Source organism: Streptomyces sp. NPDC048606, from assembly GCF_040650855.1.
GTDB lineage: Bacteria > Actinomycetota > Actinomycetes > Streptomycetales > Streptomycetaceae > Streptomyces.
In genome coordinates this window covers 24,693-37,618 of record NZ_JBEZIB010000002.1, presented here as the reverse complement: position 1 = coordinate 37,618, position 12,926 = coordinate 24,693, and the positions used below count along the sequence as shown (strand labels likewise).

The following is a 12,926-nucleotide window of genomic DNA, read 5'->3' as shown; positions in this document are numbered from 1 at the left end:
CCGCGCGAACCAGCCCTGCGGTCGCGCTCCTCGTCGCCCGGTGCCCCGGGCGGAGGTCAGACCTCCCGGGCGGGGATCAGAACTGCAGCGCCCAGGAGTCGATCTTGCCGACGTCCGCTCCCGCGAGGTCGGCGACCCGCAGCTTCCAGACCCCGTTGGCGACCTCGGAGGAGGCGTTCACGGTGAAGGTCTGGATGATGTTGTCGGCGCTGCCGCCGGTGCGGTTGCGCAGGTTGTAGACCGAGCCGTCGGGGGCGACCAGGTCGACCTTCAGGTCACCGACGTAGGTGTGCTTGATGTCGACGGGGACGCTGAGGTTCGAGGGCGCGTTGCCGGAGATCCCGCTGACCGTGATCGGCGACTCGACGGTGGAGTTGTCGTTGATCGCGTAGTCGTTGAGGTTCTCGAAGCGGGTGCCCGGGTTCGGCGGGTTGGTGGACGCGCCCACGTTCAGCAGTCGGTTCGGGGAGCCGGAGCCGGCGCCCGTGACCACGTTCGGGGTGGCCGCCGCGACCAGGCCCGCGGAGACCTGGGCCGGGGTGCTCGCCGGGTTCTGCGAGAGGTAGAGCGCCGCCGCGCCGGCCACGTGCGGGGAGGCCATCGACGTACCGGAGATGGTGTTGGTGGCGGTGTCCCCGGTGCCCCACGTGGAGGTGATGTTGGAGCCCGGCGCGAAGATGTCCAGGATCGAGCCGTAGTTGGAGAAGCTCGACTTGGCGTCGGTGTTGGTGGTCGAGCCGACGGTGATGGCCTCGGCCACGCGGGCCGGGGACTTGGTGGAGGCGTCGGTCGACTCGTTGCCCGCGGCGACGGCGTAGGTGATGCCGGCCGCGATGGAGTTGCGCACGGCCGTGTCGAGCGCGGAGTCCGCCCCGCCGCCGAGCGACATGTTGGCCACGGCGGGCTTGACCGCGTTGCGGGTCACCCAGTCGATGCCGGCGACGACCTGGGCGGTGGTGCCGGAGCCCTGGTTGTTGAGCACGCGGACGCCGACGATCTTGGCCTTCTTGGCCACGCCGTGCGCGGTGCCGCCGACAGTGCCGGCGACGTGCGTGCCGTGGCCGTGGCCGTCCTGGGCGGTGTTGTCGTTGTCGATGGCGTCGTAGCCGTAGGAGGCCCGGCCGCCGAAGTCCTGGTGGGTGATGCGCACGCCGGTGTCGATGATGTAGGCGGTGACGCCCTCACCGGCCTTGTCCGGGTAGGTGTAGCTCTGGTCGAGCGGGAGCGCCCGCTGGTCGATGCGGTCCAGGCCCCACGACGGCGGGTTGGGCTGGGTCGCGTCGACGGTGAAGACGCGGTTCTGCACGACCGACTTCACGGCCGGGTCCGCGGCGAGCTTTCTGGCCTGCGCCTCGGAGACCTCCACGGAGTAGCCGTTGAGGGCCGAGCTGTAGGTCCGGTCGATCTTCGCTCCGTACCGCTTGGCGACCGCCTTGCCGCTCTCGGCGGTGGAGCGGGCGGCGGAGTCGTTCAGCGTGACGATGTAGCTGCCGGGGACGGCCCCGGCGGCACCCGCGTTCTCGATGACGCCCCACGGGGTGTTGTCGACGGCGGAAGCGGGTAACGCGGAGGCCGCGCCGAGCGCGAGGGCGACGACGGCTATCGCGCCGGCGCCGGCGAACCTGCGGCGGGTGGTACGCATCACTGACATGCGAGGGTCCTCCTCTTGGTGGTGCGTTGCGGGGGGTCGACGGGCCCCTCGGACACGACGCCGGACCATGCCGGTAGACATGACCATGACAATCCGTCGTGCTCAACGGGCCGTCGCCTCCGAAAGGTTGACCCACCCCCGCGCCGTCCCACAAGAGGACAACGGACGCGTAACATCCGTGCCATACAACGGCCATGAAAGGGCAAAGGTGCTCCGCACATGACGCACGCACTTCCCGGATACCTCTGCCCCGAGGACGGCACGCGCGCGGACGTCCGGACCGCGCCCTGGTGCTGCCCGGTCTGCGAGGGCCCCTGGGACCTCGACTTCGCACCGGATCCGGCCGGCGTCCTGGATCCGGCCTCCGGACCCCCCTCGCTGTGGCGCTACGCCTCCGCCCTGCCGCTACCGGGCGCTTTCGCCGTCACCCTCGCCGAGGGGCACACCCCACTGGTGCCGCTCGCCGAGCGGATTCACGCCAAGCTCGACTTCCTCATGCCGACGCTGTCCTTCAAGGACCGGGGCGCCGTCATGCTCGCCGAGGTGGCCCGCCGGCTGGCCCCGGACCGGGTGGTCGCGGACAGCAGCGGCAACGCGGGAACCTCCGTCGCGGCGTACTGCGCGCGGGCCGGCCTGAGTTGTGAAGTTTTCGTGCCCGAGGCAACCTCGAAGAAGAAGACCGAGCAGATCCGCGCCCACGGGGCGACCGTACGCGTCGTCCCGGGCGGGCGCGAGGACACCGCCCTGGCCGCCCGACGGGCCGCCGACACCCCCGGCGTCTTCTACGCGAGCCACGTCTTCAACCCGTACTTCCTGCACGGGACGAAGACGTACGCGTACGAGATCTGGGAGGCCCTCGGCGGACGGCTGCCCGAGGCCCTGGTGCTCCCCGTCGGCAACGGCACCCTGCTGCTGGGCGCCGCGCTGGCCGTGGAGGAACTGGCCCGGCGCGGCGTACGGCCGCCCGCGCTGATCGCCGTACAGGCCGAGGCCGTGGCACCGCTGGCGAACGCCTTCGCCGCCGGCGCCGAGGACGTCGAGCCCGTGGAGCAGCGGCCCACCCTGGCGGAGGGCATCGCCATCCCGGCCCCGCCGCGCGCCCGGCAGATCCTGGCCGCGGTGCGCAAGTCCGGGGGGACCTTCCTGACGGTCCCCGACGATCGGCTGCGCGCCGCCCAGCGGGACCTCGCCCGGCGCGGCCTCTTCGTGGAACCGACGGCGGCGGCCTGCTGGGCCGCGGTGGGCCCCGGCGCTCCCGGGGACCCGCTCCAGGGCCGTACCGCCGTCCTGCCGCTGTGCGGGGCCGGCGCCAAGTCGGGCCTGGCCCCGGCCCCGTAGGAACGCCGACGGGCACCGGCGACCGGCCCGGGCGCGCCGGGGCCGGTCGTCGCGGACCGTCGTCGGCGGGGCCGGTCGTCGGGGGCCGGTCGTGTCGGAAATCCGCCGGACCCGGGCGGCGCGATCTGTTGAACTGACCCCATGACCACCACACACGACCTGACCGCCCGCGCCGAGGCCTTCGCCGCCCTGCACGTCCCCGGCTCCCCCCTCGCCCTCGCCAACGCCTGGGACGTCGCCAGCGCCCGCGTCGTCGAGGCGGCCGGCTCCCCCGCCGTCGCCACCACCAGCGCGGGCGTCGCCTGGTCCCTGGGCGCGGCCGACGGGGACCTCCTGGCCCGCGACCGGGCCCTGGACCTGATCGGCCGGGTCGTCGACGCGGTCTCCGTACCCGTCACCGCCGACATCGAGGGCGGCTTCGGCGCCGACGCCGAGGCCGTCGGCGAGACGATCACCGGGGTCCTGACGGCCGGCGCGGTCGGCGTGAACATCGAGGACGGCACCCGCTCCCCCGCCGAGTTCGCCGAGCGGCTCGCCGCGGCGCGGGCCGCCGCCGACTCCGCCGGGGTCCCGCTGTACGTCAACGCCCGCATCGACACCTTCCTGTTCGGCCTCGGCGCCCCGGAGTCCCGGCTCGACGAGACCCTCTCCCGCGCCGCCGCCTACCTCCGGGCGGGTGCCACCGGCGTCTTCGTGCCCGGGGTCGTCGACCCGGCCGTCATCACCGAGCTGGTCAAGGGCGTCGGGGCGCCGCTGAACGTGCTCGCCGCCCCCGGCGCGCCGACGGTCTCCGAACTCGCCGCCCTCGGGGTGGCGCGCGTCAGCCTCGGCAGCTGGGTCGCCGAGACGGCCTACGCCGTGGCCCGTCGGGCCACCGAGGAACTCCTCGCCGGCGGCGGCTACGGGGCGCTCGCCGGGGCCCTCCCGTACGGGGAGCTGAACGCCCTGCTCAAGGGCTGAGAAATCGAGGGGACGCGCCCGTGGGCCGACCGTACGATCCGCTCATGAACCGAGCGACCCCGGTGGACACCTCGCCGACCGCAGCGACCGCCCCGACCGCGTCCGCGCGGCGCACGGGCGGCGCGGTGTGGACCGCCCTCACCCTCGTGTACGTGGTCTGGGGGTCGACCTACCTCGGCATCCGGATCGTCGTCGAGACCATGCCGCCGTTCCTGTCGGCCGGGGCCCGGTTCATCACCGCCGGGCTCGTCCTGGCCGTGGCCGTCACCGTGCGGTTCGGCCCGGGCGCGCTGCGCGTCACCCGTCGGCAGCTCGCCTCCACCGTCCTGGTCGGGCTGCTGCTGATCCCCGGCGGCAACGGCCTGGTGGCCCTGGCCGAGACCTCGGTGCCGTCCGGGCTCGCCGCGCTGCTGGTGGCGTCGGTCCCGATGTGGGTGGTGCTGCTGCGCGCGGGCAGCGGGGACCGACCCCGCGCGTGGACCCTGGTCGGGGTGCTGGTGGGACTCGCCGGCCTGGCGGTACTGGTCGGCCCCGGGCTGAGCGGGGAGGTCCGGCTCTCGGGGGTGCTGCTCGTGCTGGCGGCCTCCGTGAGCTGGTCGCTGGGCTCCTTCTCGGGCTCGAAGCTGTCGACGCCGACGAACCCCTTCACCGGCAGCGCCTACCAGATGCTGGTCGGCGGGGTCGCCGGGATCGCGATCGGGCTGCTGCGCGGGGAGGGCCGCGGCCTGGACGTGGGCTCCTTCTCCACCGCCTCCTGGGTGGCCCTGGCCTACCTGGCGCTGATCGGCTCGGCGGTGGGCTTCACCGCGTACGCGTGGCTGCTGCGGTCGGCGCCGCTGTCGCTGGTGTCCACGTACGCCTACGTCAATCCGGTGGTCGCCGTCGCACTGGGCGCGCTGATCCTCGACGAGGCCCTGACCTGGCCGATCCTGGTCGGCGGCGGGATCGTGGTGGCGGCGGTCGGCGTGATCGTCAGTACGGAACGACGCAAGGCCGGGCCACCGGCCGCCCCCGACCCGGCACCTGCACCGGCCCCCGAGCCCGGCTCCGCTCAGCCCCGGGCGGCCCGCTCGTAGAGGGCCTTGGCCCGGTCGTCGTAGAGCGCGGCGGTGGAGTCCACGTCCGTGTCCCCGCCGCTCAGGACGCCGATCAGGCGTCCCGGGCTGCCCGTGCCGCCCCGGTCGGCGATCCAGGGGCTGCCGCTGGTGCCCGTCCAGAAGCCGGCGCAGCTGATGTACAGCATGGCGGGGTCGTCCAGGTCGTGGCGGGTCTGGGTGGTGCACGACACCGGTTTGTTCTGCGGGTTGTGTTCGGATTCCGGGTAGCCCACGACGGTGACGTCGCGTTCGTAGCCGGAGGTCCAGTCGGGCGTCGGGGCCTCGCCGCGGCCGACCCGCTCCTGGACGCCGCGCCCGTCCTCGTCCGGGTCGATGGTGAGGAAGGCGTAGTCGGCGGTCTCGTCGCCCCACTTCGTCCACCGCTCGTCGACGTGGATGGAGCGGACCTTCCACGTGCCGAGGGGTTGGGTGCCCGAGCCCTCGCCGGAGAAGGCGGGGGCGAAGGAGAGCTCGCCGATGGCGAGGCCGTCGTGGGCGACCTCGCCCGGCTGTCCGTCCTCGCCGGCGGGGGCCACGCAGTGCGCGGCGGTGGCGACGACGTTGCCCTTCGGGCTGTCGACCACGCTCGCCGTGCACCAGTGCTCGCCGCCCGCCATCAGCACGCCCACGGTCGGGAAGGGGTGCACCGGCCGCTCGGCGGACGCCGTGAGGAACACGGCGGCGCACACCGCCGTGATCCCCGCCGCGGCCGCGGCCGAGGCCCCCTTCACCACCGGGCTCACGGCACGGCGGGGTCGGGTGTCGGTCCCTGCATCACCTTGCTGATCCACGCCAGGGAGCCCTCCCTCATGCCACGTACGTACGACTTTCCGTTGTGCTCACCATCCTGGATCACCTGGAGCGAGGTGTGCACGGGGCCCCTGCCGTACTCCTTCATGAACTTCTCGGCCAGATCGCGACCGCTCTCCTTGGTGCCGATCTGGAAGTTCACGTAGACGTCCGGACCGCCGGCCTTGATCAGCTTCTCGGCCAGTCGTTCCGGGTTGTTCGCGTCCATGGCCTGCCGGTTCCCCTTCCACAGCGGGGAGTCGGGGACGATGTCGACGCCGCTCGCGATGACCGCCTTGAAGCGGTCGGGGTACTTCATGACCTGCTTGAGGCCGTTGAACCCGCCGGCCGAGGAGCCCATGAAGGCCCAGCCGTCGCGGGAGGTGAAGGTGCGGAAATTGGCCTTCGCGAAATCCGGGACGTCCTCGGCCATCCAGGTGCCCATCTTGGGCTCTCCGGGGATGTCCGAGCCGTCGAAGTGGTGCTTGGTGTCGGCGTTGGTCACCGGCATGACGAGGATGAAGGGCAGGCTGGTGCCGGCCGCGGCCCCGTCCGCGACGGCCTGCTGGAGGCCGAGGCCGGGGCCGGTCCCCCAGTAGTTCGTGGGGTAGCCGCGGCCGCCGGGCAGGGAGATCAGCACCGGGAAGGCGCTCTTGGCGTACCGGGGCTCGTCGTACTCCTTCGGCACCCACACCCACACGTCACCGGTGAAGCCGGACTTCGCGCCGACCAGGGTGGTCTTGGCGATCTGCGTGCCGTCGGGCAGCCGGCTGGTGCGGGCGAACTCGGCCTTGGGACCGGTGGGCATCAGCACCCCGGGACGGATGTCCTCGGCGGCGGCCGACTCCTGGATCTTCCCGAAGGACACCGGATCCCCTATGTCGGAGAACAGGCCGAACTTGTACGCGGCGCCGCCCCCGGCGGCGAGGACGGCCGCGAGGCCGCCGACGAGGATGATCTGGCGCAGGCGCTTGGGGCGACGGCGGGCCTTGGTCACGGTGCCGCCGTCGCCTTGCTGGTCATACTGCACGGATTTGTTCCCGTTCCTTCTCCGGCGCCCTGGTTGGACGCGGGTCGGACCGATAGGTCCCCCTTACACCCCTGACAGAGGTGTGAACGAGCGGAAGGGTTGCCTGGGACCGGGGTGACGTGGCGCGTGCCACGTCGCGCCCCCGTGCGGGGCGGTCGGGGCGGGGCGGCTCAGCCGGCCTCGGGCTTGGGGCCCTTCAGGACCTTGCTGACCTCGGCGAGCGCGCTCTCCTTCATGCCCCGGACGTAGTCCCAGCCGTTGTGGTCGCCGCCCTTGATCTCGTGGATCGTGACCTTGATCGGGCCCTTGCCGAACTGCTGCTGGAACTTGTCCAGGCGGGCCCGGCCGCCCTCCTTGGTGCCGTACTGGAAGGCGACGTGGACGTCGGGGCCCTTGGTGTCGATCAGCTTCTGCGCGAGCTTCTCGGGGTTGTTCGCGTCCATCTCCGCCTGGTGGCCCTTCCACAGCGGGGAGTCGGGGACGATCTCGCCGCCGTTGGCGATGACGGCCTTGAAGCGGTCGGGGTGCTGCATGACCTGCTTGAGGCCCACGAAGGCGCCGGAGGAGTTGCCCATGAAGGCCCAGCCCTCGCGGGACTTGTAGGTGCGGAAGTTCTTGCGGGCGAAGTCCGGCACGTCCTCGGCCATCCAGGTGCCCATCTTGGCCTGGCCGGGTATGTCGGCGCCGTCGTAGTAGTACTTGTTGTCCGGGTTGAGCACCGGCATGACGAGGATGAAGGGCAGGCTGGTGCCCGCCGAGGCGCCCTCGGCGACGGCCTTCTGGAGGCCGAGGCTGCGGTCGGACCAGTAGTTGGCCGGGAAGCCGTTGCCGCCGGGCAGGGCTATCAGGACCGGGAAGGCGCTCTTGGCGTACTTCGGGTCGTCGTACTCCTTGGGGGCCCAGACCCAGACGTCGCCCTCGAAGCCGGACTTGGCGCCCGCCAGGCGGGTCTTCGCGATGATCGTGCCGTCGTCGAGCTTGGCGGTCTGCTTGAACTCCGACCTCGGACCGGACGGCATGAGCACGTCCGGGTCACCGCTCGGCCTGCCCGCGGGCGCGGAGGGGTCGGAACCCTTCTTGCCGGCGCCCGCGTCCGCGCCGCCGGCCGGGCTCTTGCCGAAGCTGACGGCCTCGCCGTTGCCCGAGAACCACTCGTACTTCCAGGCGCCGAAGCCGGCGCCGCCCAGGGCCAGCACGCAGGCGACGCCCGCGCCGATCCATATCGCGCGCCGGGACTTCCCGCTCCCCCGACCGCTCCCGCGCGGGGGCTCGGGCTCGTAGCCGGACGACTGCTGCGGGTACTCGTGCACGAACTTCGCTCCGAACGGTCATGCCTGCCCCGGGGCGGGACAGGACGGGTGGACATCCCCTACGTTGGGATGGGGGAACGGCCCACGAAGTTCCAAATGCTCGCAAAAACCTGTGACGAACGTCGACCCCGGCCCCGGCCCCCGGACGTCGCGGCGGGGTCGCCCCGGCGCCGCCCCCGCGTCACCTCAGGGTGTCGAGCACGTCCGCGCACCGCCCCAGCAGCTCGACGAGCCGCTCCCGTTCCTCCTCGGAGAAGGCGTCGGCGAGCGCCCGCTCCACCCGCACGGCGGCCACGTCCGCCTGCTCCATCACCTCGCGGCCCCGCGGCGTCAGCCGCGTCTCCAGGACGTTGCGGTGCCATTCGTGCGGGGTCCGCTCGATGAGCCCGCGCTCGTCCAGGTTCTTCAGCACCGTGTTCATGGTGGGCGGCGTGACCCCGCAGAGCCGGGAGAGCGCCGCGGCGGAGATGCCCGGCTTCTCGGCCAGCCAGAGCAGCGCGGCGTACTGCGGAACCGTTACTGCGGCCGGCTTGAGCGCGGCGGACTTCGCCGCGAGGAGCGCCTGCTCGGCGCGCTTCACGTGCGCGCCGATCCGCTCCTCGGGGGGCATGGAGGTCATGGGCGCATCCTACGACCCTTGCCAAGCATTAGAACCCTAACTACTCTTCGAGCACACCCGATCGAACGGATACGCAGATGTCGAAGCCCTCGAAGCTTTCCCGGTTCGCCACCCTGACCACCGTCGCGGCCCTGACCCTCGGCGCCCTCGGCACCGCGGGCGCCGCCCCCGCCGCGGCCGGCGGGGCCCCGACCGTCTCCACCGCGTTCACCCTCCCCGGCGCGAAGGTCTTCCCCGAGGGCATAGCCACCGACGCGCGCACGGGTGCGGTCTACGTCGGCTCGTACGCGGACGGCAGCGTGTACCGCGCCCGCCCCGGGGCCCGTACGGCCGAGGTCTTCCTCCCGGCCGGCCGCGACGGCCGGCGCACGGCGAACGGCCTGCGCGTCGACGCCGCCCGGCACCGGCTGTGGGTCACCGACTCCACCGCCGGGGTGTCGGTGTACGACACCCGGTCGGGCGCCCGCCTGGCCCACTTCGAGGTGCCGGGCGAAGGCCCCCGCTTCGTCAACGACCTGACCCTCACCCCGGACGGCACCGCGTACCTGACGGACAGCGTCCGCGCGGTGGTCTACCGCGTCAGCCCGGCCGAACTGCGGACCGGCTCGGGCCCGCTCACCGTGGCGCACGACCTGAGCGGACACCTCGCGCCGTCGCCGGCCGGGAGCTTCGCGCTGAACGGCATCGTCTCCGACCCCGCGGGCCGCTACCTCCTGACGGTCGACATGACCGCGGGCGAGCTCCACCGCGTCGACCTGCGCACCGGCGCGATCGGCCGCGTCGCCCTGAGCGGCGGCGACCTGAAGGCCGCCGACGGCCTCGACCTCGCCGCCGGCGGCGTCCTGCGGGTGGCCCAGAACCTGCCGAACACCCTGACGCGCTGGCAGCTGAGCGCCGACGGCACCCGCGCCCGCCTGGTCCGCTCCGTCACGGACGCGTCGCTCCAGATCCCCACGACCCTGGCGCACACCCCGGGGCGCACCCTGGTGGTGCGCTCCCAGTTCGACAGGGACGGCGGCCCGATGAACCCGACCGCGGGCGCCCCGACGACCTTCACGGTCGCGGCGGTGCGGGGGCTGTAGGGGGCTCCGGGGGCTGCAGGGGCTCCGGGCGGGGGCTCAGCTCGGGTCGGAGAAGGCGTGGACGCCCCTGATCCGACCGCCCTCGAACAGGGCGACGTCGACCCCCACCAGCACCGGGGCGCCCTCCTCCCCGAAGGCCCACCCGAAGCGGGCCTGCTCGTGGTGGCCGTCGACCTTCCCCGTCAGGGAGAACGAGACCCCCGGCGGGAAGCTCGCGCGCAGCAGCGCGAGGTGCTCGACGAGCGCCTCGCGCCCGCGCACCCGTACGTCGGGGTCGCAGTATTCGGCGTCCTCGGTGAACAGCGCCTCGACGCCGGCCCGCCGCCGCCCGTCGTCGACCTCGTTGACGATCCCGATGAACGCCTCGATCAGCCCCTGGTAGTCCATCCCCCCAGCCTGCCCGAGGCCCCCGGAGCCCTCCTGGACTCCCGCCGAACTAGTCGACGAAGTAGGAGTCGTGGCGCACGAAGAACTCCGCGCGCTCCTCGTCCGTGGCGTCCGCCATGGCCGCCAGTCCCTCGAAGTACTCCTCGCGCGGGGCACCCGGGGCGAAGATCATCAGCATCTCGGCGGGCGCGTCGGAGTCGTTGCGGAAGGCGTGCAGGCCGCCCTGGGGCACGTAGAGGAAGTCGCCCTTGCCCGCGTCGACCCACCGCTCGCCGTCGAACAGCCGGACCGTGCCGTCGAGCACGAAGAACGACTCCGAGATCGTCTTGTGGAAGTGCGTCTTCGGACCGCCGGCCCGCGCGCTCATCTCCACCCGGTAGAGCCCGAACTCCCCCCGCGTGGAGGCCTTCGTGGCGAGGTAGTGCATCGCGTCCCCGCCCGCCACCCCCAGCTCGGGCGGCGTGTCCACGGTCCGGAAGACCGCGCTGACCTCGCCCTCCTCGCGGTGGTACACCTGCTCCGGATACTCCGGATACGACATCGGATCCCCCTGGTCGCCGGTCCCGCCGGAAGCCTCCGCTCCCGACCATGATCAACACCCGGCCCGGCCCGGTATTCCCGCGCGGCGACCGGTCGGCGAGACTGCGCGGGTGAGTCGCCACCGCCCTGCGCCGCCCCGCCCGCTCCCCGAACCGGGACGGGCCGAGGTCACGCCCTCCCGCCTCGCACACCTCATCAGCCTGCTCGACGACTCGACGGGCCCGTCCTACGACGCGCGCGCGGAGCTGATCCGCATCGGCCCCGAGGCCGTACCCGCCCTCATCGACGGCCTGCCCTCCCTCGACGCCTTCGGGCAGCTGACCGCCATCGAGGTCTTCGAGGAGGTGGCCGACCCCCGCTGCGGGCCCGCCCTCGTCGGCCTGCTCGACAGCGAGGACGCCGCCGTCCGCGAATGGGCCGCCATCGCCCTGACGGACCTGAGGATCGACGGGGCCGTCGCACACGTACGCCGCGCCTACCGCGCCTGCCTGGACCGGCGCACCCCGCCCGACCGGAGCGAACCCGAGGGACTGCGCTGGGCCCTGACCACCCTCGGCGCCCGCACCCCCGTGGTCCCGACCCTCACCGCGCGCCTGCGCTCCACACCCCCGGACGAGGCCCCCGGCTGGCCCTCGGCCCACTTCGCCGCGATCGTCGACGACCTGGCCGACCACGCCCAGGTGATCCTCCACTCGCAGTTCCGACGGGTGACCGCCGGCCGCGCGTACGACCTCTCCGGCACCTCCCTGGACCGGGAACTCGACTGGGACGCACCCTGGGAGCACCTGGTCGAGGAGTCCCGCACCTGGTCCCTCCTGGAGGCCTCCGAGGCCCCGATCGGCGACGACGTCCTCGTCGCCCCCACCTGGATCGACCGCAGCGACCTGCATCCGGAGAGCTGACCGATGCCGTCACGCCACCCCGCCGAGAACTACGTGACGAGGATGTACGGGGGCCTTCCCCGCCACCTCGTCCTGAACGGCGAACGCTTCCTGGACCCCGGGTGGTCGCACACCGCCCGTTTCACCCGGCACCTCGTCGACGACGCCACCGCGATCGACGACGACAAGTTGGAAACCCTCCTGGCGTACGAATGGCGCTCACGGCTCACCGCCGCCTGGCTGATCGGCGTCGACCGCCGCGACCGCTTCCGGGCACGCCTGGGCGACCTGCTCCTGGCCGGCGACGTCTGCTTCTCCGGCAGCGCCTACTGCTTCGCCCTGGCCCGCTTCGGCACCCACGCCGACGCCGAGATCCTCACCGCCTACCTCGACCATTACCTCCCCCTCACCAACCTCCGCTACGACCAGCCCGCAGCCCTCGGCGCCCTCCTGCGCCTCGACGCCCGACTCGGCACCCGCCACGCCGACCGCTTCACGGAGCCCGACAGCCTCTGGGACCAGTGGAGCAGGGCCATGGGCGGCCTCGGCCGGCCCCGCCACACCCCCGCCGAGCTCCACCACCGGTCGAACCTCCGGTGCGACTTCTCCCACGGCTGGACCCGCCCCTAGCCACCATCCTCGACGCACACCGTTGTGTACACATGCGACACTCGGTACGCTTGAGCGCATGACGCAGCCGCTGCCCATCGAGTCCATCCGCGATGTGCGCGCCCACCTCGCCGACGTCGTGGAGCGCGCCGACCGCGACGACGTACCCACGGTGATCACGCGCCGCGGCAAGGAGGTCGCCGCGGTCGTCTCCATCGACGTGCTGCGCAAGTACCAGGAGTGGGAAGAGCGCGAGATCAACCGGATCATCGACGAGCGCCTGGCCAACCCCGCGCCCGGCGTCCCCATCGAGGACGTCATGAGGGAGACGCTGGCGCGCGGTGAGTGAGTACCGAACCGTCTTCCGCCCCGAGGCGCAGGCCGAACTTCGGAAGATCCCTCGCGACACGGCGCTGCGCATCCTGGCCAAGCTGACCGAGCTGGAGACCGATCCCCTCGGCTTCCACACCACCGCACTCGTGTCACGGCCCGACCGCCGTCGCCTCCGGGTCGGCGACTACCGCGTCGTCTACACGATCGACGACGGAGAGCTCGTGGTGTGGGTCGTACACATCGGACACCGCTCGTCCGTCTACGACACCTGACGGTCACGACGAAGGGGCTGACTCCGCC

The 12,926-nt window shown here is 72.7% G+C and carries 15 protein-coding genes; 8 read left to right on the top strand and 7 right to left on the bottom strand.

The features are described 5' to 3' along the window. Positions 1-76 precede the first annotated feature (76 nt). Positions 77-1,651: a S8 family serine peptidase gene (locus AB0D01_RS02270; protein WP_363053091.1), complete on the bottom strand. Its 1,575-nt coding sequence runs from the start codon at positions 1,649-1,651 to the stop codon at positions 77-79. Positions 1,652-1,870: 219 nt separating this feature from the next. On the opposite strand from AB0D01_RS02270, the gene AB0D01_RS02265 reads away from it, so the two are divergent. The 3 genes from AB0D01_RS02265 to AB0D01_RS02255 all read left to right on the top strand — a co-directional run bounded on the left by AB0D01_RS02265 (position 1,871) and on the right by AB0D01_RS02255 (position 5,025). Beyond that, positions 1,871-2,989: a threonine synthase gene (locus AB0D01_RS02265; protein WP_363053090.1), complete on the top strand. Its 1,119-nt coding sequence runs from the start codon at positions 1,871-1,873 to the stop codon at positions 2,987-2,989. Positions 2,990-3,130: 141 nt separating this feature from the next. Continuing rightward, complete coding sequence (locus AB0D01_RS02260; RefSeq protein WP_363053089.1) at positions 3,131-3,949, top strand: isocitrate lyase/phosphoenolpyruvate mutase family protein; 819 nt, start codon at positions 3,131-3,133, stop codon at positions 3,947-3,949. Between the two features lie 44 nt (positions 3,950-3,993). Continuing rightward, entirely contained in the window at positions 3,994-5,025 is a 1,032-nt protein-coding gene (locus AB0D01_RS02255) for an EamA family transporter (protein WP_363053088.1), read from the top strand. Here AB0D01_RS02255 and AB0D01_RS02250 read toward each other — a convergent pair. The 4 genes from AB0D01_RS02250 to AB0D01_RS02235 form a co-directional block, all read right to left on the bottom strand. Further along, positions 5,001-5,789: a trypsin-like peptidase domain-containing protein gene (locus AB0D01_RS02250; RefSeq protein WP_363053087.1), complete on the bottom strand. Its 789-nt coding sequence runs from the start codon at positions 5,787-5,789 to the stop codon at positions 5,001-5,003. The two genes, AB0D01_RS02255 and AB0D01_RS02250, sit on opposite strands and share 25 nt — an antisense overlap. Beyond that, entirely contained in the window at positions 5,786-6,865 is a 1,080-nt protein-coding gene (locus tag AB0D01_RS02245; protein WP_363053086.1) for an alpha/beta hydrolase-fold protein, read from the bottom strand. The genes AB0D01_RS02250 and AB0D01_RS02245 overlap by 4 nt, the downstream gene beginning before the upstream one ends. Before the next feature lie 170 nt (positions 6,866-7,035). Further along, on the bottom strand, positions 7,036-8,175 hold the full coding sequence (locus AB0D01_RS02240; protein WP_363053085.1) for an alpha/beta hydrolase-fold protein: 1,140 nt from the start codon (positions 8,173-8,175) through the stop codon (positions 7,036-7,038). A 181-nt stretch (positions 8,176-8,356) separates the two neighbouring features. Further along, positions 8,357-8,794 (bottom strand): MarR family transcriptional regulator, encoded by a 438-nt coding sequence (locus AB0D01_RS02235; RefSeq protein WP_363053084.1) that lies wholly within the window; start codon positions 8,792-8,794, stop codon positions 8,357-8,359. Between the two features lie 77 nt (positions 8,795-8,871). Here AB0D01_RS02235 and AB0D01_RS02230 point away from each other — a divergent pair, with 77 nt between their 5' ends. After that, a complete protein-coding gene (locus AB0D01_RS02230) occupies positions 8,872-9,876 on the top strand; it encodes a superoxide dismutase (protein ID WP_363053083.1) in 1,005 nt (334 codons plus the stop codon). A gap of 36 nt (positions 9,877-9,912) precedes the next feature. Here AB0D01_RS02230 and AB0D01_RS02225 read toward each other — a convergent pair whose 3' ends face one another. Next, entirely contained in the window at positions 9,913-10,263 is a 351-nt protein-coding gene (locus AB0D01_RS02225; RefSeq protein ID WP_363053082.1) for a nuclear transport factor 2 family protein, read from the bottom strand. Between the two features lie 49 nt (positions 10,264-10,312). After that, positions 10,313-10,804 (bottom strand): cupin domain-containing protein, encoded by a 492-nt coding sequence (locus tag AB0D01_RS02220; RefSeq protein ID WP_363053081.1) that lies wholly within the window; start codon positions 10,802-10,804, stop codon positions 10,313-10,315. Positions 10,805-10,913: 109 nt separating this feature from the next. Between AB0D01_RS02220 and AB0D01_RS02215 the strand changes: the two genes are divergently transcribed. Genes AB0D01_RS02215 through AB0D01_RS02200 form a run of 4 tightly spaced genes read left to right on the top strand, consistent with a single transcriptional unit; the run spans position 10,914 to position 12,898 of the window. Beyond that, positions 10,914-11,705, top strand: coding sequence for a HEAT repeat domain-containing protein (locus AB0D01_RS02215; protein ID WP_363053080.1), 792 nt, complete (start codon positions 10,914-10,916; stop codon positions 11,703-11,705). A 3-nt stretch (positions 11,706-11,708) separates the two neighbouring features. Continuing rightward, positions 11,709-12,314, top strand: a complete 606-nt coding sequence (locus AB0D01_RS02210; protein ID WP_363053079.1) for a DUF6000 family protein — start codon at positions 11,709-11,711, stop codon at positions 12,312-12,314. Positions 12,315-12,372: 58 nt separating this feature from the next. Next, entirely contained in the window at positions 12,373-12,642 is a 270-nt protein-coding gene (locus tag AB0D01_RS02205) for a type II toxin-antitoxin system Phd/YefM family antitoxin (RefSeq protein ID WP_363053078.1), read from the top strand. Beyond that, the gene (locus AB0D01_RS02200) at positions 12,635-12,898 is read left to right on the top strand and encodes a type II toxin-antitoxin system RelE/ParE family toxin (protein WP_363053077.1); all 264 of its coding nucleotides are present in this window, start codon (positions 12,635-12,637) and stop codon (positions 12,896-12,898) included. Before AB0D01_RS02205 ends, AB0D01_RS02200 begins: the two co-directional genes overlap by 8 nt. Positions 12,899-12,926: the final 28 nt, after the last annotated feature.